This window comes from Sinomicrobium kalidii (genome assembly GCF_021183825.1).
Taxonomy (GTDB): Bacteria; Bacteroidota; Bacteroidia; order Flavobacteriales; family Flavobacteriaceae; genus Sinomicrobium; species Sinomicrobium kalidii.
Genome location: NZ_CP089211.1, coordinates 4,390,782 through 4,413,253 on the forward strand (window position 1 = coordinate 4,390,782; position 22,472 = coordinate 4,413,253).

The 22,472-nt window shown below is 45.6% G+C and carries 23 protein-coding genes; 11 read left to right on the forward strand and 12 right to left on the reverse strand.

Going from position 1 to position 22,472, the window contains the following annotated elements; translation table 11 throughout:
- The first annotated feature begins 97 nt into the window (after nt 1-97).
- From LS482_RS17905 to LS482_RS17920, 4 genes are all read left to right on the forward strand, one after another.
- Nucleotides 98-910 carry a M48 family metallopeptidase gene (locus tag LS482_RS17905; protein WP_233028881.1) on the forward strand — a complete coding sequence of 271 codons (813 nt, stop codon included), beginning with the start codon at nt 98-100 and terminating at the stop codon, nt 908-910.
- A gap of 138 nt (nt 911-1,048) precedes the next feature.
- Nucleotides 1,049-2,368, forward strand: a complete 1,320-nt coding sequence (locus LS482_RS17910; protein ID WP_233028882.1) for an MFS transporter — start codon at nt 1,049-1,051, stop codon at nt 2,366-2,368.
- Between the two features lie 95 nt (nt 2,369-2,463).
- Nucleotides 2,464-3,240: an HAD-IIA family hydrolase gene (locus tag LS482_RS17915; protein WP_233028883.1), complete on the forward strand. Its 777-nt coding sequence runs from the start codon at nt 2,464-2,466 to the stop codon at nt 3,238-3,240.
- 20 nt (nt 3,241-3,260) lie between these two features.
- Nucleotides 3,261-4,595, forward strand: coding sequence for a sugar porter family MFS transporter (locus tag LS482_RS17920; protein WP_233028884.1), 1,335 nt, complete (start codon nt 3,261-3,263; stop codon nt 4,593-4,595).
- A gap of 61 nt (nt 4,596-4,656) precedes the next feature.
- On the opposite strand, the gene LS482_RS17925 is transcribed toward LS482_RS17920, so the two are convergent.
- Genes LS482_RS17925 through LS482_RS17940 form a run of 4 tightly spaced genes read right to left on the reverse strand, consistent with a single transcriptional unit; the run spans nt 4,657 to nt 7,671 of the window.
- The gene (locus LS482_RS17925) at nt 4,657-5,379 is read right to left on the reverse strand and encodes a head GIN domain-containing protein (protein WP_233028885.1); all 723 of its coding nucleotides are present in this window, start codon (nt 5,377-5,379) and stop codon (nt 4,657-4,659) included.
- A gap of 20 nt (nt 5,380-5,399) precedes the next feature.
- Nucleotides 5,400-6,500, reverse strand: coding sequence for a hypothetical protein (locus LS482_RS17930; protein WP_233028886.1), 1,101 nt, complete (start codon nt 6,498-6,500; stop codon nt 5,400-5,402).
- On the reverse strand, nt 6,481-7,056 hold the full coding sequence (locus tag LS482_RS17935) for a hypothetical protein (protein WP_233028887.1): 576 nt from the start codon (nt 7,054-7,056) through the stop codon (nt 6,481-6,483). The genes LS482_RS17930 and LS482_RS17935 overlap by 20 nt, the downstream gene beginning before the upstream one ends.
- A gap of 54 nt (nt 7,057-7,110) precedes the next feature.
- Nucleotides 7,111-7,671 (reverse strand): RNA polymerase sigma factor, encoded by a 561-nt coding sequence (locus LS482_RS17940; RefSeq protein ID WP_233028888.1) that lies wholly within the window; start codon nt 7,669-7,671, stop codon nt 7,111-7,113.
- 252 nt (nt 7,672-7,923) lie between these two features.
- Between LS482_RS17940 and LS482_RS17945 the strand changes: the two genes are divergently transcribed.
- The 5 genes from LS482_RS17945 to LS482_RS17965 all read left to right on the forward strand — a co-directional run bounded on the left by LS482_RS17945 (nt 7,924) and on the right by LS482_RS17965 (nt 13,529).
- The gene (locus tag LS482_RS17945) at nt 7,924-8,250 is read left to right on the forward strand and encodes a hypothetical protein (protein WP_233028889.1); all 327 of its coding nucleotides are present in this window, start codon (nt 7,924-7,926) and stop codon (nt 8,248-8,250) included.
- Between the two features lie 4 nt (nt 8,251-8,254).
- Nucleotides 8,255-8,554: a hypothetical protein gene (locus LS482_RS17950; RefSeq protein ID WP_233028890.1), complete on the forward strand. Its 300-nt coding sequence runs from the start codon at nt 8,255-8,257 to the stop codon at nt 8,552-8,554.
- A 58-nt stretch (nt 8,555-8,612) separates the two neighbouring features.
- Nucleotides 8,613-10,244, forward strand: coding sequence for a PepSY-associated TM helix domain-containing protein (locus LS482_RS17955; RefSeq protein WP_233028891.1), 1,632 nt, complete (start codon nt 8,613-8,615; stop codon nt 10,242-10,244).
- A gap of 158 nt (nt 10,245-10,402) precedes the next feature.
- Nucleotides 10,403-12,769, forward strand: a complete 2,367-nt coding sequence (locus tag LS482_RS17960) for a TonB-dependent receptor (protein ID WP_233028892.1) — start codon at nt 10,403-10,405, stop codon at nt 12,767-12,769.
- A gap of 40 nt (nt 12,770-12,809) precedes the next feature.
- Complete coding sequence (locus LS482_RS17965; protein ID WP_233028893.1) at nt 12,810-13,529, forward strand: DUF4198 domain-containing protein; 720 nt, start codon at nt 12,810-12,812, stop codon at nt 13,527-13,529.
- A gap of 114 nt (nt 13,530-13,643) precedes the next feature.
- Here the strand turns inward: LS482_RS17965 and LS482_RS17970 are convergent, their stop codons facing one another.
- Nucleotides 13,644-13,982 (reverse strand): winged helix-turn-helix transcriptional regulator, encoded by a 339-nt coding sequence (locus tag LS482_RS17970; protein ID WP_233028894.1) that lies wholly within the window; start codon nt 13,980-13,982, stop codon nt 13,644-13,646.
- Between the two features lie 115 nt (nt 13,983-14,097).
- Between LS482_RS17970 and LS482_RS17975 the strand changes: the two genes are divergently transcribed.
- On the forward strand, nt 14,098-14,727 hold the full coding sequence (locus LS482_RS17975; RefSeq protein WP_233028895.1) for an SDR family oxidoreductase: 630 nt from the start codon (nt 14,098-14,100) through the stop codon (nt 14,725-14,727).
- 44 nt (nt 14,728-14,771) lie between these two features.
- On the opposite strand, the gene LS482_RS17980 is transcribed toward LS482_RS17975, so the two are convergent.
- The 7 genes from LS482_RS17980 to LS482_RS18010 all read right to left on the reverse strand — a co-directional run bounded on the left by LS482_RS17980 (nt 14,772) and on the right by LS482_RS18010 (nt 21,972).
- Nucleotides 14,772-15,239, reverse strand: coding sequence for a sensor of ECF-type sigma factor (locus tag LS482_RS17980; protein ID WP_233028896.1), 468 nt, complete (start codon nt 15,237-15,239; stop codon nt 14,772-14,774).
- 28 nt (nt 15,240-15,267) lie between these two features.
- Entirely contained in the window at nt 15,268-15,813 is a 546-nt protein-coding gene (locus LS482_RS17985) for a hypothetical protein (protein ID WP_233028897.1), read from the reverse strand.
- A 30-nt stretch (nt 15,814-15,843) separates the two neighbouring features.
- A complete protein-coding gene (locus LS482_RS17990) occupies nt 15,844-16,386 on the reverse strand; it encodes an RNA polymerase sigma factor (RefSeq protein WP_233028898.1) in 543 nt (180 codons plus the stop codon).
- Between the two features lie 260 nt (nt 16,387-16,646).
- Nucleotides 16,647-18,473, reverse strand: a complete 1,827-nt coding sequence (locus tag LS482_RS17995) for an ABC transporter ATP-binding protein (protein WP_233028899.1) — start codon at nt 18,471-18,473, stop codon at nt 16,647-16,649.
- A 73-nt stretch (nt 18,474-18,546) separates the two neighbouring features.
- Nucleotides 18,547-20,271, reverse strand: coding sequence for a phospho-sugar mutase (locus LS482_RS18000; protein ID WP_233028900.1), 1,725 nt, complete (start codon nt 20,269-20,271; stop codon nt 18,547-18,549).
- A gap of 51 nt (nt 20,272-20,322) precedes the next feature.
- Nucleotides 20,323-21,345: a glycosyltransferase family 2 protein gene (locus LS482_RS18005; RefSeq protein WP_233028901.1), complete on the reverse strand. Its 1,023-nt coding sequence runs from the start codon at nt 21,343-21,345 to the stop codon at nt 20,323-20,325.
- Between the two features lie 96 nt (nt 21,346-21,441).
- Nucleotides 21,442-21,972, reverse strand: coding sequence for a DUF4199 domain-containing protein (locus LS482_RS18010; RefSeq protein ID WP_233028902.1), 531 nt, complete (start codon nt 21,970-21,972; stop codon nt 21,442-21,444).
- Between the two features lie 176 nt (nt 21,973-22,148).
- Here LS482_RS18010 and LS482_RS18015 point away from each other — a divergent pair, with 176 nt between their 5' ends.
- Complete coding sequence (locus tag LS482_RS18015; RefSeq protein WP_233028903.1) at nt 22,149-22,400, forward strand: type B 50S ribosomal protein L31; 252 nt, start codon at nt 22,149-22,151, stop codon at nt 22,398-22,400.
- The last annotated feature ends 72 nt before the right edge of the window (nt 22,401-22,472 follow it).

Below are 22,472 nucleotides of genomic sequence, written 5' to 3' on the forward strand. Positions count from 1 at the left end.
GCGAATATCTTTATGCTGTCCCGGTTGGAAATTTGTCATCTTGCTGTCGGTTTTTACTGTTAATTTTGTATTTTTACAATACAAATACACTTAGGTTATGAGAAAAATTTGGGTAGCATTTCTATTGCTTTTTTTCGTTTTTTCCTGTAAGACGAATCCGTTTACCGGGAAAAGTACGCTGAATTTCCATTCCAACAGTTCCATTTTCCCAATGGCCTTTCAGCAGTATGATAAGTTTCTGAATGAGAATAAGGTAGTGAAAGGTACTGCTGATGCTCAGGAAGTTAAAAGAGTGGGGCAACGTATTGCCAATGCGGCGGAACGATGGCTCAATGCCAACGGGTATGAAGGATATCTGAAAGATTATCAATGGGAATACAACCTGGTTAAGGACGACCAGGTCAATGCATGGTGTATGCCCGGAGGCAAGATTGTGGTATATACCGGACTTTTACCCGTTGCCCAGAACGAAGCCGGTCTTGCAGTAGTGATGGGCCATGAAGTAGCCCATGCCTTGGCTGATCACGGGGCCCAGCGGATGAGTGCCGGCACCCTGCAGCAATTAGGCGCTGTTGGTGTTGCGGTTGCCACGAGCGGTAAAAGTGCCCAGGCCCAGCAGTTATGGGCCCAGGCCTACGGAGTGGGTTCGCAGGTAGGGGCAATGCTGCCTTTTAGCCGAAGTCATGAAAATGAAGCCGATGCCATCGGGATACAGATCATGGCCATTGCAGGGTATGACCCCGGCGAGGCGGCCAAGCTGTGGAGGCGGATGAAAGCCAAGGGTGGCCAGGCTCCTCCGGAGATCCTCAGTACCCACCCTTCAAGTGATACCCGTATCAAACGTTTAACACAACTTGCTCCCGGAGCAAGGGCCGAAGCGCGTAAATTCGGGGTAACCAGTTTTCAGTAATGGAAAACAGACCGCATGGAGGATCTTTAATCGTGAAATAACAGTCGGTTAGAAATTAATTTCTATATTAGGAGCTGTTCTTTAAAAAGGACAGCTTTTTTATTGATAATAATCCAATGTCCGCAATCAACCAAAAGCATGGCAACAGCATTAGAAAAGGGCAGTAAAAAACTGCTCGGTGCCTGGGCATTTTACGACTGGGCCAATTCCGTTTACAGTCTGGTTATAGCCTCGGCCATTTTCCCCATTTTTTACGGAGCGCTCTTCCGGGAGGCCGATATCGAAAAGATCACTTTTTTTGGCGGGAACATAGCCCGCGCCCCTTTGATCAGTTATGTTACGGCTGCTGCATTTCTGGTTGTATCGGTCATATCCCCCATACTGTCGGGTATAGCCGATTATACGGGAAATAAAAAGATATTCCTGAAGTTCTTCTGCTATCTCGGGGCCTTTTCCTGTATCGGGCTGTACTGGTTTTCGCTGGAACATATATACTTGGGATTACTGTGTTATTTTCTGGCGTTGATCGGTTTTTGGGCCAGTCTCGTCTTTTACAACTCATATTTGCCGGATATCGCTTATCCGGAACAACAGGACCGCATAAGTGCCAGGGGGTATTCGCTGGGATACATTGGCAGTGTTGTTTTATTACTCGTATGCCTGTTGATGATCATGAAATACGAATGGTTCGGTTTTACCGGGGCCGGGACACCTACAAAGGTATCCTTTGTGCTCACCGGATTGTGGTGGATGGGGTTCAGTCAATATACTTTTCATCACCTTCCCAGGGGAAATGCTTCCAACGGAAAACTGCATAAGAATATCCTGTTCAACGGTTTTAAGGAATTGAAGAAGGTGTGGAACCGTTTGGGGGACTCACCGCGGCTCAAAAGGTACCTCGGGGCATTTTTCGTGTATAGCATGGCAGTACAGACCGTAATGCTTGCCGCTACCTATTTCGGTGAAGAGGAACTGGAGTGGGGCGGTGCCGACGAACGTACCTTCGGACTCATAATCAGTATTTTGCTGATACAGATAGTAGCGGCTCTCGGGGCATGGCTCACTTCGAAGATGTCTGCCCGCACAGGGAACATAAAAACACTTATTGGTATCAATATACTTTGGGTGGGGATATGTGTGTATGCCTATTCCATCACTTCTCCCTTTCAGTTTTACGTGGCCGCAGGGTGTGTGGGGCTTGTAATGGGCGGGATACAAAGCCTGTCGCGTTCCACCTATTCCAAATTTTTGCCGGAGACCGATGACACCACTTCTTTTTTCAGCTTTTTTGATGTATCCGAAAAGATAGGGATCGTTATAGGGATGTTCCTGTATGGTTTTATAGCCCAGGTTACGGGAAGCATGCGAAATTCCGTTTTGTTTCTGGGAGGGCTGTTTGTTATCGGCATATTCCTTTTGTTCCGGGTGGAGCGGGAAAAGAAAAAAGCAAAAACATAACGATTAGATAGTATAATGTGAGCGCAGAAGAAAGGCTTTTTACTATTTTAGCTTTTCACGCGTTTGAGTTACAACTATAAAAACAATAACCTACTATGAAAAAGGGACTCTTAATTGATATGGATGGCGTTATCTACAGCGGGGATACCATGATAGAAGGCGCCGATACCTTTATCGAAGGATTGCAGAAAAACGGGATACCTTTCCTCTTTATGACCAACAACAGCCAGCGATCGCCCCTGGATACCGTGAACAAGGTGGGCAAGATGGGAATAAATATAAAAGAGGAGAACGTATACACGAGTGCCATGGCCACAGCCTGGTTCCTTTCGTTTATGAAACCCAACGGCACGGCCTATGTACTGGGAGAAGGCGGACTCATTACCAGCCTGCACCAGCAAGGCTACGTTATGGTCAACCAGAAACCGGATTACGTAGTGGTAGGAGAGGGGAGGAACTTTACCCTGGAAATGGTGAACAATGCCGTGGACATGATCCTGGAAGGTGCAAAATTCATAGCTACCAATCTCGATCCTTCTCCGAAGAAAGAAGGCTGGAACAATCTGGGGATCAAGGCTATTGTGGCCATGATCGAGGAAGCCACGGGGAAAAAGGCTTTTTCCGTGGGAAAACCCAGCCCCGTAATGATGCGGGCGGCCAGAAAAACCCTCGGACTTACCGCGCAGGAGACCATTATTATAGGGGATACGATGGATACGGATATCCTGGGAGGCATACAACTGGGGTATAAAACCATATTAACCCTTTCGGGGGTATCCAAAAAAGAAGACCTCAAACATTATGCTTTTCAGCCCAACAAGATCATAAGGTCCGTAAAAGAATTGAAAATGGAAGATCTCACCAAGATATAGGTTTCATTTAATCCTTTTTTATGAATAATATGCGTAACTGGTCCGTGACGGTGGCCCTGTCCGGTTTTTTGTTTGGTTTTGATACGGTGGTCATTTCCGGTGCCAATCTCCCCATCCGGGAACTCTGGGATACATCGTCCTGGTTTCACGGAACCTTTATAATGTCTATGGCCCTTTGGGGTACTGTTATCGGTGCATTGTTCGGGGGGATTCCCTGTAACAGGTACGGAAGGAAAAAGACCCTTTTCTGGATCGGTATTTTCTATCTGGTATCGGCCCTGGGCTCCGGACTGGCCCCGGACCCTTACACCTTTTCTGCTTTCCGGTTTATCGGAGGACTGGGAGTAGGGGCGTCTTCGGTAGCCGCACCCACCTATATTTCTGAAATATCCAGTGCAAAAAACCGTGGAAAACTGGTGGCCCTGTACCAGTTCAACCTGGTATTCGGCATTCTGGTGGCTTATATTTCCAATTTTTTGCTGGAAGGAGTGGGCGGTGCCAACGACTGGAGGTTTATGCTCGGTGTAGAGGCCATTCCGGCGGTTCTGTACAGCGTTATGGTACTGGGCGTGCCCAACAGCCCGAGATGGCTCTTGCTCAAAAAACAGGACGAGCAGGGAGCGAGGGAGGTGCTTCAAAAAATGTATGATCCCGAAACTGCCAGGAATGCACTGGCCGAAATACGTCTTGACAATACCCCGGAGAAAGGCGGAAATGTATTCTCCGGAAAATTCAGGTTACCGCTTCTACTGGCTTTCCTTATCGCTTTTTTCAATCAGTTGTCGGGTATTAACTTTATACTTTATTACGCCCCCGAAATACTGGAAATGGCGGGACTTGCCGCAAAAGATTCTTTGATGAACTCTATATCCATAGGTGTGGTCAACCTTATTTTTACGCTTCTCGGACTTCGTCTTATAGACAACCTTGGCAGGAAGCAGTTAATGCTTATCGGTTCCCTCGGGTATATCGTGAGCCTGGTCATGGTGGCCTGGTCGTTTTACGCTTCGGCAAGCCCGGTATTGCTGCTCATCTTTATTTTAGTGTTCATAGCTTCGCATGCCATAGGACAGGGGGCAGTGATCTGGGTATTTATTTCAGAAATATTTCCCAACAAGGTTCGGGCATATGGGCAGGCGTTTGGATGTGGCGTGCATTGGGTGTTTGCAGCATTGATAACCCTGATAGCGCCGGTGTTTATCGACATATTTCGCGCCAATCCCTGGCCTATCTTTGCATTTTTTGCCTTTATGATGGTGCTGCAACTGCTCTTTACCATTTTCCTGATGCCCGAAACAAAAGGGGTTTCCCTGGAAGAACTGGAAAGAAGAATGGTCAGGGAAAAAAGGAAGTAATGTTTATTTTTTCAGGTCCGGACTTGATTCCGGACCTGAAGTTGAATTGTTGCAGGACCTGTCAGCCCCTTTTTTCAATTTTTCCCGAGCCGGACACCTTTGAATCTTCTTTTGTGGGGTTACCGCTGTAGAGCACATTACCCGATCCGGATATCCGGGCTTCCAGTTTCCCGTTGCAATGTACGTGGATATCTCCCGATCCGGAAATAGCGGCATTTACATCTTCTGCCTTAAGATCACGGGCGTCGATATCGCCTGATCCGGAGACCCTGCCGTCATAAACACCGGCTTTTCCGCGGAGTTTGATGTCGCCCGACCCGGCGATGTTGCTTTCCAGTTGTCCGGCTTCCACAGCAAGGTCAATATCTCCCGATCCGGCCAGATTGGTTTCGAAATGGTCTGAAGTTATAAGGTCCCTACCTACAATGTCACCGGAACCTGCCAGTGAAACTTCGGAGATGTCCTTAAAAGGAACGACAATATGAATTCCTTTGCGCGGTTTCAGGTTAACGCCTTTTCTGACCTTTATTTTCAGGGAGTTGCCCTGAACTTCGGTTTCTATGTATTCCAGGAGGTTTTCTTCGGCGGTGATTGTCAGTTTACCTTCTTTTCCGGATACCAGTTCTACGTCAAACATTCCGGCTACGCCTATTTTGTCATAATCTCCTGTGGTACGCTCAACAGTGGTCACATTGCCGTTGCCGGAGATCTTTTTGTTCCAGAATTGTGCGTTGGCGGTGGAAATGAATAGCAGGCCAAGGCACAGGGTTATCAGTTGTTTCATTTGTTTGTGGTTTATGGTTATTATTTTTTGTATAAAGTTACTCCTCCATATTCGGAAGCTATGCTGAGGTTTTTCCCGGCTGAACTCCCGTAATGTCCTTTATAATACTTTTCGGAGCTCTTCACTCTTTTTATATTGTATTCAAAATCGTCTTCCCCGTCAAAGCCCGCGTATTCGAGTTGGATTTCGAAATTAAAGTGATAATTGCTGTCAAACCCTATCTTGATCCCCGTGTATTCAGACCGTATGGCCACATTGCCCGCATCGGAAGCAAGCCGGGCGATTTTGATGGAACCGTAGTCAGAACTGATTTCCACATTGCCGTGGACGGTACCGAATTTGGTGGACAGATAATCGCCTCCGCCTTTTATATTATTGGCATTTTCGACATTCAGGCTACCGTAATCACAGGAGTATTCCAGGTTGCCGGCATTGATGATCTCGGAAGAGGTATAGTCTGCACTCAGGCTCAGGTGTTCCGTTCTTTCCAGGACAAAGCCGGAATAATCGGCGCTTATACTACCGCTTTTCATGTATTCTATGGAGGATTTGGTAGTATAATCGAATGATAGTGTATTGCCATCCGCCCGGAGTTCGCCAATGTCAAGTTTGCCGTAATCGCAGCTTATTTTGGCTTTTCCGTTTATTTTGTCAATATAAATGCTGCCGTAATCATTGCTGAGGTCTACGCTGTTGTTTACAGGGAGTTTTATGGTATAGTTTATTTCCATGCTTACATTGCTGTTGCTTCCCCGGTTCCATCCCCATTTTTTCTTTTCGAAAATGGTTCTGGCCGACACCACACTTCTTCCGGCATCAAACTGTACATTGATCTGGTCGAGTTTTTGCTGTACTTTTTCTTCGTCATTACCATTGGTTTTGATAAGTACTTCAATCTCAACCCGGTTTTCATTCCAGGAGGTGATATAAATATTTCCGTAGGAATTGTCTACCTCCAGAAGGGCATTGGAGTTTACATCAAAGGATTTTTTGATCTTTTTTTCCTTGCTGTGTCTGCCGTTCCATTTCGGGTCCTGCTTCCCGGAAGGGCCTGCGGCCATTACAAGGAGAGGAGTTAATATCAGCAGTATCGCAATTATTTTATATCCTGATTTCTTCATGGTCATCTTTTTTTAGTCGTTTAATAGCATCTATTTCCTCCATTACATGCTGCAACAGCGTTATCCTGGTCTGGAAATTGGTGATCATTGCGTTTAACAGCTGTTTGCTGTAGCCGTTGTTTTGAAGTTCTTCTTCCAGTTTTTTATAGTCTTTCGCTATCAGGTTCAACTGTGTTACGGCATCCTCTACAATAACCTTTGTGTCTTCGGTAGTGGCTTCTTCCCGTATTTTCTTTAGTTCTGTTTCTATCAGGGAAGCAAAATAATACTGGGTTTTTTCCAGTTCCGGATAAGCGACCTGCGTCTCGGTTTCAACCGGGACACGGGATTGCTGTGTAGTGTTGTAAAACACCCATCCGATACCGAGTAACAGGACTACGGAAGCAGCAATGGAAAGATATTTCCAGCGGTACAGCACCGGTTTTTTGCTGTCGGAACCCTTGTTGTGCCCGGCCAGTTTTTCCAGAAAACGGTCCTGGTGCCCGGTAGCGGGTGATTCCGTATCGAATTCCCCCTGCAACCGGTCAAACAATTTGTCTATGTTATCCTTCTCCATAATTGAAAATTAAAGGTTAAAAAGGAAAAACGGTCCTCGTTCATTTTTTTCTGGTCAGTTCGCACCTGCGCCAATCAATTTTTTCCTCAGGCTTTCCTTGGCCCTGCTTATGGTAGTCCTGCAATTCGCATAACTGACCTGCATGATCTCACCTATTTCTTCATAATCATATCCTTCTATAAGATATAAGGTCAAAGAAACTCTGTAATTGTCCTTCAGTGTTTTCATGGTTTCCAAAACTTTTTGAGCCTGAACGTTTGTAAACTCATGATCGGGAGCAATGCCATCATTATCTTCGACCTTATGTAATGTTTCATCGATCGAAATTTCCCGGTGCTGCTGTTGTTTCCGGAAACTATAGATACTGTTATTGACGACAATCCGTTTCAGCCAGGCCCCGAAAGCCACTTCGCCCCGGAAAGTGTCCAGCCTTGTAAATGCTTTCAGAAAGGATTCCTGCACAATGTCTTCGGCTTCCATCTGGTCCTTTACAATGCGCAGTGCGGTGTTGTACATGGCCTTGTTATAGCGACTGTAAATCTCCATCTGCGCTTTGGTATTCCCTTCTTTGCACTGTTCAAGCAGTTGCTCTGTATGTGTATCCGGTTGGCTCAAAAAGTAATCGTTTTTCAATATAAGGATGAACAAGAACGGGATTTGTTACAGTACGGAGTAAACTTTTTCAAAAAAAATAACCTGACGGGGCAACGACGCTTGTATTCTGTCTTTTCCGGCACGGTATCCGCGGTTTTAATGATAAATAAACATGTAACTTGAAATTAATCTAAATAAAGTTGGTTTATCTTCTTCCGGTTTTTATATTTGCGATTGTTTAGAATTAGTCAAAATAAAAAGATCTGGAGGAATATGACTACCTTGATTACGGTAATTACCTTTTTGGGTTTTTATGCCCTCTATCACACGTCGAAAAGGGCTTTGCTTTTCCGTTCCTTTAAGGTGGAACAGTGGATGCAGGCCAACCGGAAACGGGCCGGGGCAGGAGGGTTATCCCTTTTGGCCGCCGCATTGGTGCTTTCTGTTGTTCACTACGGTTTCGGCGCCGGCATTTTTGCATTCTTTGTGATACTGATGACTTTGGGCAGCCTTGTCGTGATCCTGGCTCCCCTCCGTTTTGTAGGTTACAGGGCATTGCTTCTCATAGTAGCCCTTGCCATAACCTTTGAATTCCTGTAAGATCATGCCTGCCAATAGAAAATATTTGACCCGTTCCGTTAGCCAGCGCTTTGCAAAGATCAGTGCAGGGTTTCTCGGCGGGTATATGATAACCGTTACGCTGCATATGGCCCTGGCTTTCTGGATAGACCATGTAAACGTACTTATGACACTAAGATATGCCGGTTTTTTGCTTTGGGCAGTATTGTTCCTGCTGGCATTTCTGGTAAAGAACGGGTGGAAAATCTGGGGTGTTTATCTATTGGTGACCCTCGTTTTTTCGCTTCTTATTTATGCAGGAAAGGTATACAGCCCCATAGTGTAAAAACGGTGCTGTAGTGATTAGGTGATTATCAAAAACAGGTGTTACAATACGATATTTCATGAGCAACAGGATTTACAATGTTCTTTTCAATACGCATACGGTAAGCGGAATTGTGATCAGCGTGGCACTTTATGTCATATTTTTTGCCGGGTCGTTTTCCTTTTTTCGCGATGAGATCATCAGCTGGGAACGTAACGAACCCGTAAAGGAAGCGGGACTGAACGGCACGAACTTCGATCAGCTACTGGATACCATAAGTTTTAAAGAACCTGTTTACGGCAGGGATATTACATTCAACCAGCATTATGAGGAAAGGCGCGTTAATGTGAGTTTAACGCCTTCCAAAGATACCCTGGCCCCGGAAGAAGCGGCCACGAGGAAGTTTTTTTACATGGACAGGGAGAACTTCGGAACTTACGATTACTCCAGCAATTATTCCATAGGGGAATTTCTGTACCGGTTGCACTTTTTTGCACAGCTTAATTTTTTCGGCACTTCGGGATACCTGCTTGCCGGGTTGGTGGCCTTTTTCTTTTTATTTGCGGTTATTACAGGGGTATTGGTACACTGGAACAAGATTGTGACCAATTTCTATACGTTCCGCCCGTGGGCCAAACTGAAGACCATGTGGACCGATGCGCATACCACGCTGGGTATACTGGGGCTTCCTTACCAGTTTGTTTATGCACTTACGGGAACCTACCTTATTATAAGTACTTCGGTCATGGCTCCGCCGGTGCTTACTTTTATGTATGATAATGATACGGCAAAAATGTACGAGGATTTCGGGGTCAGTACCGGAAACTATCCCATGAACATGGAAAAACAGCAGGCTCCGGTAAGTATAAATGCCCTTGTGGAGAAGACGAGGGACGAATGGAAGGCGTTTAAGGTAAAAACGGTTACGGTTTACAACTACGGGGATACGGGCATGCACGTTTCGGTGGAAGGTGTCCCTTCGGACAAGAGAAGTTTTACAGGAAAAGGAAAAATGGTTTTGAAGGCGTCTACGGGAGAGGTCGTCTATGAAAAAAGCCCTTTCCGGGATACGTCTTATCTGGACGGGGCGACAAATGTTTTGCAAAAACTGCATTTCGGGGATTATGGCGGACTCGGACTGCGGATCATTTATTTTATCCTGGGGATCGTTTCCTGCTTTGTAATTATCTCGGGGGTAATGATATGGCTGGTGGCCAGGGACAAGAAAAACGTTTCCGAAAAGAAAAAAAGGTTCAATGCCTGGGTGGTCTGGATTTACCTTTCCGTGTGTCTCAGCATATATCCGGCCACGGCCATAACTTTTGTTGGCGTAAAAGCGTTTGTTCAGGATTTTGACCCCGTAAGGATGACGCGCATATATGAAATATTTTTCTACAGCTGGCTGGTACTTTCCGTACTGTTTGCGATAAAGAGGGATAATTATTTTATCAATAAATACACCCTTATCGGCGGAGCCCTGATCGGTTTTCTCGTTCCTGTGGTCAACGGAGTGGTGTCGGGCAACTGGTTGTGGGTAACTTTATCTGCGGGGCATTATGGAATTTTCTTTATCGATGCTTTCTGGATTGTCTTGTCTGTAACTACACTTATCGTGGGACTGAAACTGAAGCGAAAGAAAGAACGTAGTCCCGTTAAAACCACCAAAAAAACCGAATCACGACAAAAACACCTCCATGCGGAGCAGGTATAGAAGTCTGGACAAAAAATCCCTTGTTCTTCCTTTAAAATGGATTTTGGGTGTTTGTATGGTTACAAAAGCGTGAAAAATAACAAAAAGGGTTTTGCTGTTAACTTTTCCTTAAATAGATTTGCATTATATTTATCAAATCTAAATAAAAATAAATTGCAATGAAAATAAGATCCGTACTTGTGGTGTGTTTTACCGCAATTTCGCTGTGGGCTTTTGCACAGCAGAACAATGCTTCCATACACGGTTATGTGACGGATGCAGAGGGCAACCTGATCGAAGGGGCCAATATCGTTATAGAAGGGTCCGGCCGCGGTGTTTCCTCGAAATCCGACGGGTATTACGAGATAAGGGGATTATCCGGGGGAACCTATCAGGTAAAGACTTCCGTAGTAGGCCATAAAACAACTTCACAGGAAGTACGGCTCGGAGAAGGGGACAGCCGTCTGGTAAACTTTGTTCTCGAAGCGGAAGTAAGCCAACTGAGTGAGGTGGTGCTTTCGGGACATAAAAAGGAAAAATATAATGTAGAGAATGTTTCTTCGACCCTGCGTTTGAACCAGGAATTGATAAAAATACCGCAGAACATACAGGTCATTACCGATGATGTATTGCGCGACCAGCAGATCTTCGGTATGCGTGAAGGTGTGGGCCGTAATGTCAGCGGAGTGATGGTTATGGAACACTGGGGCAATTATGCGCGGATAAACATGCGGGGTTTCCGTATCCCCGCTTTCAGGAACGGTATGAACTTCACGTCACAATGGGGGCCCGTGGCTGAAGATATGGCCATGGTAGAGCGTATTGAGATCATAAAAGGCCCGGCCGGGTTTATGCTTTCCGCCGGTGAACCCGCGGGACTGTATAATATTGTCACCAAGACCCCGAGAGCAACCCCCGGGAGGGAAGTAACGCTTTCCACCGGCAGTTACGGATTGCAAAGGGCTACACTCGATGTCGGGGGAAAAGTGGACAAGGCCGGCAAGTTGCTGTATCGTTTTAACGCCATGGGACACACCCAAAAGACGCATCAGGAGTACGGTTTTCACGACAAGTATTTGCTGGCGCCGTCATTCAAATACCTGTTTAACGAAAATACGACGCTTACCGCACAGTATACCTATCAATATTCGAAGGTGCCGGAACTGGGATCACCTTATGTTTTTTCTCCCAAAGGATATCGGGACGTGCCGCGGGATTTCAGTATATCCCATCCGGGGATAGACCCTTCCGTAAACAAGGAACATTCCGCTTTTGTTACTTTTGAGCACAAACTGGACCGAAACTGGAGGGTAACAGCGCAGTTGGGCTATCTGTCCGGTGCGCAGGAGAGTTCGGACATCTGGCCGGATGCGGTCAATGAAAACGGGGATATCTACCGAAGGCTGTATATTTTCGACGGAGAGGAAGAGCACAAACTGGGACAGGTATTCGTGAACGGGGAAGTACAAACAGGTCCGGTTTCCCATAAAATACTTGCCGGGCTGGATGTAGGGTCCAAAGATATATTGTATGACTGGGCAGAATCCCATCGTATTGATCCGGAAGATCACCCGTTCAATATTTACGCTCCCGACAATTCCCATGCCGTGATCCCCGAACTGGACCGTTCAACGAGCCTTCGGAAAAGGGCAAGTGATGCAGGCACCATCGTGGGACAGCAATACACCGCCTATTATGCACAGGATGAACTGGGGTTCTTTGACGACCGGCTCAGGGTAACCCTCGCAGGACGGTATACGAACCTGGATGAGTCTTCATGGTCCGGTAAAACTTCCGACGGTAAATTTACACCCCGCGCTGGGATCAGCTTTTCCATAGACGATAACACTTCCGTATACGGATTGTACGATCAGGCCTTCTTACCACAGGCGGGTACCGACAGGCAGGGAAATACCTTTGATCCCATAGAAGGGAATAATATAGAAGGAGGGATTAAGAAAAAGTGGTTTGACGGCAGGTGGAACACCTCTTTTTCATATTTCCGCATTACCAAGGAAAATATGCTGACAGCCGATCCCGAAGACCCGGTGAACAATTCGATCCAGCTTGGGGAAGTGAAGTCAATGGGAGGGGAATTTGACCTCAGGGGAGAGATCACTTCCGGACTTGATTTGATTCTCAATTACGCCTATACTGATGTCAGGATAAGCAAGGACACCGATCCCGAGGTGGTAGGTAAAAGGGTGAGCGGCCACGCCAGGCACATGAGTAACGGATGGCTCAAATACACACTTCAGGATACCGGGCTCAGGGGGCTGAATGTGTCGATGGGATACCTTTACATGGCAAAACGTGCCACCTGGGATTCCGTTTGGGGGATAGAAGGCGCCCAGACACTTCCCGATTATTTTCGCCTGGACGGTGCACTGGGATGGAGCAATGAAAAATTCAGTGTGGCCCTTAACATTAATAACCTGCTGAACGAATATCTATTTTCCGGGTCTTCGTATTCCGACGGACAGTTTTATTCACAACAAAGCGAACCCGGAAGGAATTTCCGCCTTACCCTGGGGTACAGGTTTTAAACGGAGACAGGGTAACAAAACGATGATAACAAAAACCATTATGATGAAAAAACTGATGTTGTTAACGATTGCGGTTCTGGGCCTTCAACAGGCCAATGCGCATTTTTTATGGCTGGAGACCGACTCCAGGGGTACACTGAACCAATCGCATGAAATACGGGTGTATTTTGGCGAATATACCCTGGGTGCCCGGGAAAAAACGGACGGACATTTTACCTATGCCGAAGATTTTACCCTGCACCTTATCGGCCCGGAGGGGAAGAAGACCAGGCTCGATAAAAAAGCGGCAACCGATCACTACACGGCTTCTTTTGTTCCGGAGACTGCGGGAGTTTACCGCGTGGTCCTTACCAATGACAATGTGGAAGTGGTGGATTACACCGAATACGATCTCGGTATTTTTAAAACGGAATATGCGTCTGTAGCTACCGTACATGTAGGTGCTGAAAAGAACAGGGGAGCAGAAAAATCTTCCCTCTCCAAACTGGAGGTCATTCCAGTAGACGAAGGGGAAGAGATCGTTTTACAGGTCATTTACGACGGAAAACCGCTCGCGGAGAACGAACTGAAGGTCTTTTTGCCGGGAGGCTGGGAAAAGACATTGCAGACCGATGAGGAAGGAAAAGTGGCTTTTTCCCTGCCCTGGAATGAACGGTATGTTGCTGAAACCTCGTTCAAGGAACAGAAACCGGGGACTTTCAAAGGGAAGGACTACGAATATATCTGGCATTTTACCACGTATAGTTTTAACAAGAAGTAACACCACACCGGTTTTTCCGAAAACATGCGAAAGCCCTTTCACGTCGTTAATAGCTTGAAAGGGCTTTTCGTTTTCAAAACTCACTTCGGATGTCACCAAACCCTGGAAAACAGGCTAAACTTCCGTGTCCCGGAGTTCGCTGCGGCCCCATGCACACATGGCGTCGATAACAGGGATAATGCTCAGTCCTTTTTCGGTCAGGGAATATTCTACCCTGGGCGGTTTTTCGTTATAGGTTTTCCTGGCGATCAAGCCATAGCTTTCCAGTTCTTTTAACTGCTCAGACAACACTTTCCGGGATATGGTGGGGATGAGTACCGTAAATTTTCCGAAACGGACAGTGGCATTCGCCAGGCAGTAAAGAATCACGGGTTTCCACTTGCTCCCCAAAATATGTGCGGTGTGCAGTACGGGGCAGTTTTCAGGGTTGTTATATATTCCGGGTCTTTTCATTACAGTAAGAACAGTTACCTTTTTGTAACCACTTTTTTATACAAATATACCATTAGTTACCTTTTGTAACTGTTTAAAAGCATATCTTGTTCCTGATATCAAAAAACTTGTAAGCATGAAAAAGACTATTGTAATCATAGGCGCAGGAAGTGGCATAAGCCTTTCTGTGGCCCGGTTGTTTCTGTCCCGTGGATTTTGCGTGGCTTTGGTTTCAAGGAATACGGATAAACTCCGGGCATTGATATCCGGCGAAGAAGTATCCTTTTTTTCCGCGGATGTGACCGATGAAACAAGCATAAAGACAGCTCTCGGGAAGATCAGAAAAACGTACAGCACCATTGATATCCTGCATTACAATGCCGCACATATCAGAAAGGCTGGAGTGTTTGAGGATACTCCCGAACAGCTTGTTGCCGATTTCCGGGTGAATGTGGCGGGACTGCTTACCTGTTCACAAATACTGAGGAAAGATCTCACGGCCTCAGGAGGTGCACTACTCATAACCGGTGGAGGGATAGGCATTCATCCTAATCCGGACTATGCTTCTTTGTCCTCGGGAAAGGCTGCATTGCGGAACCTGTCTGCAAGCCTGGAGGCTATCTTTGGTGCACAAGGGGTTTACGTTGGTATACTGACGGTTAACAATTATGTTACCAAAACATCGGCCCTGCACCATCCCGATAATATTGCCGCGCAGTTCTGGAACATGTATTCCGACCGAAAGGTGTTTGAAGTGCAATTATAAAACCGGGTGAAGGGGGAGGGTGTCACAATACTCCTCCTTCGGTCTTACTTATCGTCGTCACACTTGTGTTTCCTCTTCAGCCTGTGCAGCAGTTCACGATTGAAGTCCCGCTCCGCCCGCTTGAGGAGCAGGATTTTTTTAGGAGGTAATATTTTCTTCAGTTTGTCTGTGAGTTCCACTTCCTCCAGGTACATCTTTTTTTCGATGACTTCCAGTTCGGCGAGGAGTTTATTTGCTTCTTTGTCTGACATCCGGTCTACTTCGCCGTTCCTTATTTTCAGTTTGATATTCTTGTATTCCTGGTGCCTCAGGCCGGAAACGTTATCATAGAATTTGTTGTATACGGGCCAGAATTCCTGGGCTTCGGCAGTGGAAAGCGAAAGTTTTTCGGTAATATAAGCCACTTTAAGGGCCTTGATGCGTTCTTTTTTACTCTTTTCCTGTGCCTGTACGGTGAGTGCAGCAGAAAACAGCATTAATAGAATAAAGAACAGTGTTTTAGGTGATTTCATCGGTTGTGTATTTTGTACAAATGGAAAATCATTCATTTAAATTAATATCGGAATAATCCGTCAGGTTTTCCTCCAGGTAACTTATAACATCATCGTCGTTCAGGGAAGAAAAGCTAATAGTGTCCAGATCGGCTGTGTTCAGCAGTTCGGTAACGTCTTCGGTGTAAAGGGGCAGCATGTTGTTATTAATATAAAATTCGATATCTTCCTGCGGTATGTTGGTAATGGAATAGGCTTTTTCAGACCTGGCAGGAAAAAAATCCACCTGGAAAACCGTGGCAAGAATCACTATGGCAGCGGCAGCCGTTGCTATGGCATAACCGATGTCCCGGAGGCTGTAAACAGGAGTTTTTCGCCGTGGCCGGGAAAAACCCTTATCCCTGCTTTTTCCCCCGACGGTTGATAACACCCGGTCTTCCATTTGTTCGAGGTAACCGTCAGGGAGACTAAAACCATCCTTTTCCGGCAGCTTCCGGTTTAAGGTAACAGCTTGCATGATCCTGTCTTCCAGAGTGTCGAAATAACCTTCGGGAGCCCGGAATCCGCTTTTCCTGTTTGTTTTTTTATAGTCCATAACTATTTGACTGTTTTGTAAATAGAAGGTTTAATCTGTGGTTAAAAACTGTTCTATTTTTTTTACGGCATGATGATATGAGGCTTTTAATGCACCGACCGAAGTATCCAGTATTTCAGATATTTCTTCGTAAGTGAGCGCTTCAAAATATTTCATATTGAACACCAGTTTCTGTTTTTCGGGAAGGGTAGCTACGGCCCGTTGTAATTTCAACTGTATTTCGTCACCGTCAAAATAGGTATCGGCCCGAAGGTTTTTTACCAGGTTTTCCCGGAGTTCCGAATCGCCGATCCCTTTCCTTTTGGCCCTGGCATTTAAAAAAGTAATGGATTCGTTGATGGCTATGCGGTATATCCACGAAAACAAGCTGCTCTCTCCCTTGAACGAATCTATATTGCGGTATATTTTTATGAATGTATTCTGGAGGACATCATCTGTATCGTCATGGTTGATCACCATTCTCCGGATATGCCAGTACAATCTTTCCTTGTATTGGGAAATGAGTTCCCTGAAAGCCTTTTCGCGTGTATCTTGATCTTTTAACTGACGTATTAATCCGGAATCTGGCACCACGTAATCTCTCTGTATTGGATTGTAAGTTATTAAAAAGTTTCAAAGTATTAAATTAACAAAAAAAGATGGTATAGTTAGGTTTTATATGTATTTTTTTATGCCTTTTTTTGATAAAAACAAAAAAATATAATTAACTTCGGGCCAACTTTTTGACCAACCAATTCTTTTTTTGCTTATATATAGGGTGAAAAAAGCCCAGGTCTTACTGTGAACACGCATCCGTCTTTCCCGACGGATGCTTTTTTATGTGCTTTTACCGTTTAATCGAAAGATTGCATGTCTACCAGTTTCTTGTAGGTACCGTTCCTTGCCATCAGTTCGTCATGTGTGCCCTGCTCGGCTATTTCACCTTTTTGCATCACTACAATAAGATCGGCGTTCTGTATGGTGGAAAGACGGTGTGCAATAACCAGGGAAGTCCTGTTTTTCATCATGTTTTCCAGAGCGTTCTGTACGAGCTTCTCGCTTTCGGTATCCAGGGCCGAGGTGGCTTCGTCCAGGATCATGATAGGCGGGTTTTTCAATACGGCGCGGGCAATACTCAACCGCTGTTTTTGCCCCCCGGAAAGTTTGTTACCGCTATCCCCGATGTTGGTATATATCCCGTTGGGGAGTTGCTGTACAAACTCATAGGCATTGGCCACCTTCAGGGCTTCCTCGACCTCCTGGTCGGAAGCGTCTTCTTTTCCCAGGGCAACATTGGTCTTTACGGTATCGTTGAACAGGATGGAATCCTGTGTAACCAGTCCCATTAATCCGCGGAGTGACTGAAGCTCCATATTCCTGATATCCGTACCGTCTATGGAAATACTGCCCTGCTGTACATCGTAAAAACGGGTGATCAGATTGGCGATGGTACTTTTTCCGCTACCGGACTGTCCCACCAGGGCTATGGTTTTTCCTTTGGGGATACGAAGGGAGAAGTTTTTCAGTACTTTTTCTTCTTCGTATTGAAAATTGATATTTTGTATGTTGATCTCTTTGTCAAAACTGTTTTTTCGGACTGCATTTTCGGTATCGGCAATGGGGTTTTTCTCTTCGAGGATACTCAGTACCCTTTCTGCTGCGGCATTTCCCTTTTTTACTCCATAAGAAGCCTTGGAGATCGATTTTGCGGGAGTGAGGATGTTATAGGCCAGTCCCATATATGCAATAAATGTAGCTCCGCTCAGGCTATTTTCTATGAGGACCATGTGCCCGCCGTACCACAGCAGTATGGCAATGACGATAATACCCAGAAACTCACTGGCAGGAGAGGCAAGGTTCTGGCGATTGAGTATCTTGTTGGACAGGTTATAGAACCGTTTTGTGGAATCCCGGAACCGCTTGTTGAAATAGTTTTCGGAATTAAATCCTTTGATGACTTTAAGGCCCCCGAGGGTTTCTTCTATTACGGAAAGGAAATAGCCCTGTTCCAGTTGGGCCTTGTCTGATTGTTTCTTTAGCCGTTTCCCGATCATGGATATGATAAAGCCCGATACGGGAATAAAAATAAACACGAACAGGGTGAGCTTAGGACTCAATGCGAACATGGCCACAATAGTGAAAATAATGGTAAGGGGCTCCCGAACCACCAGTTCCAGGATAGAGAGAAAGGAATGCTGAATTTCCAATACATCAGAGGAAATACGGGCTATGACATCGCCTTTCCGTTTTTCCGAAAAATAGGCGATGGGCAGTTCCACTACTTTTTTATACATGGCATTGCGAACATCCTTTAAAACCCCGTTCCTCAGAAAGGTGATGAAGAACATGGCCAGGTAATTGAAGAAGTTCTTCAGCAGGAACAGGGAAATGATGACAACGACCATGACCCCGAGCGTGTATTCCGCTCCTTTTGTGCTTCTGGTTGTTGTGATATAATAGTTGAGGTAATCTTCAATATAGGGTTTGAGATGTGCCAATCCTTCATAGACCGGGGGGGTGGTAATATTTTCCGCATCGCCGAACAACACGGTGAGCATGGGAATCAGCGATACCATGGAGAGCGTTGCAAACAGCGCATAAAAAATATTACAGATGATGTTGAACACTGCATACTTTTTATAGGGCCGGGCAAAGCGGAAAATCTTTTTGAAATAATTCATTCAGTCTCTGTATTTATATAAATATTTTCCCGTAGAATATTTACCGGGAAACAGCCGGGTAACCGGAAAACGGTCAGGCACCGATCCCCAGTTCCAGGATAATGTTTTCGATTCGCTGCTGCAATTCCCGTTCCGTTTTTTCAAACCGGTCTGCCGATGGCAGGTTTGTATTGACACTTACATAGAATTTGATTTTGGGCTCTGTCCCGCTGGGCCTTGCTGCTATTTTACTTCCGTCTTCCGTGTAATAGATCAATACATTGGATTTCGGGATGGCTATGGGTTCCTCTTCTCCCGTTATCATGTTTCGGGCTACCGAGCTCTGGTAATCCTCTATACGGGTTACCCTGGACTTATTGATTGTTTCCAGGGGTTTGTTCCTGAGGTCAGTCATTATCTGTCTGATCTCTTCGGCACCTTCCATTCCTTTTTTTACCAATGAAACAAGGTGTTCCTTGTAAAAACCGAAATCGACATACATCTGTAAGAGTTTTTCATACAGGGTACTGCCTTCTGCCTTGGCTTCCGAAGCAATTTCACAGGCCAGCAGGGAAGCGGTAACGGCATCCTTATCCCGTACAAAATCGCCTACCATGAAGCCGAAACTTTCTTCCCCGCCACCGATAAACGGTTGTTCCGGATGATCTTTTATCATCTTGGCGATCCATTTGAACCCGGTGAGTCCGGCTTTGCATTCCACACCGTAAGCTTCGGCAAGTTTGTGCATCATGGGGGTAGAAACTATCGTAGACCCAATAAACTCCTTTCCGGTGATCCTGCCGTCATTTTTCCACTGGTCCAGCAAAAATTTGGTCATCAGCACCATGGTCTGGTTGCCGTTGAGGAGCATGAGTTTCCCTTCACGGTTTCTTACGGCAATGCCGAGACGGTCGCTGTCCGGGTCGGTACCTATTACCATGTCGGCCCCGGTTTCTTCGGCTTTTTGCATGGCTATGGTCAGCGCTTCCGGTTCTTCCGGGTTGGGAGATTTCACGGTAGGGAAATCCCCGTCGGGCGTAGCTTGCTCCTCTACAATATATACGTTTTCATATCCGGCCCTTTTCAACACTTCCGGTAAGGTTGTGATGGAAGTACCGTGGAGCGAGGTAAACACAATCCTGAAATTGTCTTTTCCCCGGGCATTAAAACTACCGTTCTTCACCGAGGCGGAGATGAACGCTTCATCAACATCTTTATCCACATACGTTATCAGTTCGTTCTTCGGAGTAAACCGGATGTCTTCAAAAGAAATACTGTTGATCTCTGCCACGATCCCGGTATCCTGCGGAGGTACGATCTGCCCCCCGTCGGTCCAGTAGACCTTATAGCCGTTGTATTCCGGAGGGTTATGGGATGCGGTGAGTACAATCCCGCAATGGCAGCCGAGGTATTTTACGGCAAATGAAAGTTCCGGTGTGGGACGCAGGGCGGAAAAGAGAAATACTTTTATACCGTTGGCCGAAAAAACTTCGGCGACCACCCTGGCAAGGGTATCACTGTTATGGCGGCAATCATACGCAATAGCCACTTTCAGATGTTCATCCGGATAGGCTTTTTTAAGGTAATTGCTGAGCCCCTGGGTATTTTTCCCCAGGGTATATCTGTTAATGCGGTTACTTCCCGTACCCATAATGCCACGCATACCGCCTGTTCCGAATTCAAGATCTTTGTAAAAAGCTTCGGTTAATTCTTTGGGAGAAGCTTCCATCATTTCCTTTATGTTCTCTTTGGTAGCATCGTCAAAGGCCGGGCTGAGCCACTCGTTTACCTTTTTCAGAATATTCTCTTCAATTTGCATTTTTTTCTGGTTTATAGCGGTTTGTTCTGTGTTGATAATGCTAAATCTGCTCTATTCGTTATCGTTATCCCGGGTTTCTGTTGTCACTTTTTGGGTTTTATTCCCGCTTTCCGGAACATCAACGTTCAAAGTGCCGGAAATCTTATACCTGTCGTTCTTTGTTTTTGTCCGGAGTATGATCTCCCCCAGGAAACCTGCAAGAAACAACTGGGAACCTATGATCATGGTGGTCAAAGCTATAAAAAACCACGGATTCTGGGTCACCAGGATGGTAGGTTGCTGATGGTAAAGTTTGTAAAGTTTGTCCGCACCGATGTAACCGGCCGAAAGAAAACCAATGAAGAACATCAGGACTCCCAGGGCACCGAAGAGGTGCATGGGACGCTTGCCGAAGCGGGAAAGGAACCATATGGTAATAAGGTCCAGGAAACCGTGAATAAAGCGTTCTATACCAAATTTGGTCTTCCCGTATTTGCGCGACTGGTGGCGGACCACTTTTTCCTCGATATGGGTGAATCCAGCGTTTTTGACCAGTACGGGTATATAACGGTGCATTTCCCCGTAAACGTCAATGTTTTTGATGACCACTTTTTTATAGGCTTTCAGTCCGCAGTTAAAATCGTGGAGTTTCAGTCCGGAAGTTTTTCGGGCTGCCCAGTTGAACAGTTTGGACGGGATGTTTTTGGAGAGAACGGCATCGTATCTTTTTTTCTTCCAGCCCGAGATAAGGTCGTAGTGTTGTCGGGTAATGAGTTCGTAGAGTTCGGGGATCTCTTCCGGGTTGTCCTGCAGGTCGGCATCCATGGTGATCACTACATCGCCCTGTGCCATCCTGAACCCGGCATGTAGGGCCTGTGACTTGCCATAATTCCGGAAAAAGCGAATGCCCCTTACCGCTTTGTTCTCCGAGGCAAGGCTTTCTATGGTATCCCACGAGCCGTCCGTACTGCCGTCGTCGATAAAAATGATCTCGTAAGAAAAGCGATTGGATTGCATTACCCGTGCAATCCAATCGTGTAATTCCCGTAAAGATTCCTGTTCATTAAGTAGTGGTATTACTACAGATATGTTCATGGGTAACGATTAAAATACGTCCCAAATTTACGCAAAATTGTTTCACTGCGGGTTTCGACAAAGCGATTCCGTGAAATCACTCCCTGCAGGTTCAGGTTAATAGTTGTTTTCGGGATTGTTTTTCTTCAGGGCCATTACGGGGATCAGCGACAGGACAAAACCAAAAAATATGCTGCCTATTAATCCGAAAGCGGCCTGGATAAGCGGAGAAGAGAATTTCTTTGCCATTTCGAGCTGGGCGTCGATCTGTTCCTGGTTCATGCCTTTGTCCTGCATCTGTGCCCGTGCCAGTTCTATTTGTTTGGAAGCCATGTCCGGATCAATGACATTGGCCAGCAAGAGCTGGTACAACATACTGATGATGCCGCCTACCAGGCAGATGCCAACACCTACCTTCATGCCCTGGGCAAAAGACATATAGCCGTTGTTGGCCTTTTTGAACTGCACAAGCCCGAAAATTATACATCCGAGCATAATGACTATACTTACTATCAAAACACTCATTCCTCCCTGGTAATGCATATCCATACTATATAGGATAATTCCCAGGACAACACTTATGGCGCCTAATATCAGCCCGTAAGTGAGGGCAAACTTTCCCGTTTTAGGTTGTTGATTTTCTTCCATGATTAAATAGTTTGGTTAAAAGTACTTATTTAGTAGTAAAAACAGGTGGTTTTGTTACATATTTGCAGGGAATATTTTTATGATGACCGATTTTTTTTAAAATGGTATTGTTTATTCTGTAAATATATTTAAATTTGCACCTCGAATTTTAGGAGAAAGAAATAAATATAACGGCGATGAAAAAAGGCATACATCCGGAAAATTATAGATTGGTGGCGTTCAAAGACATGTCAAACGACGAGGTTTTTATCACCAAATCCACCGCAGAAACCAAAGAGACCCTGGAAGTTGAAGGTGTGGAATACCCTTTGATAAAACTGGAGATATCCAGAACATCACACCCTTACTATACCGGTAAATCCAAACTGGTGGATACCGCCGGACGTATCGACAAGTTCAAGAACAAATACGCAAAGTTCAAGAAATAATTCTTGTAAACTTAAAATAAGGAAACCCCTGAGAAATCAGGGGTTTTTTTATTTTTACACAAAACTCACACA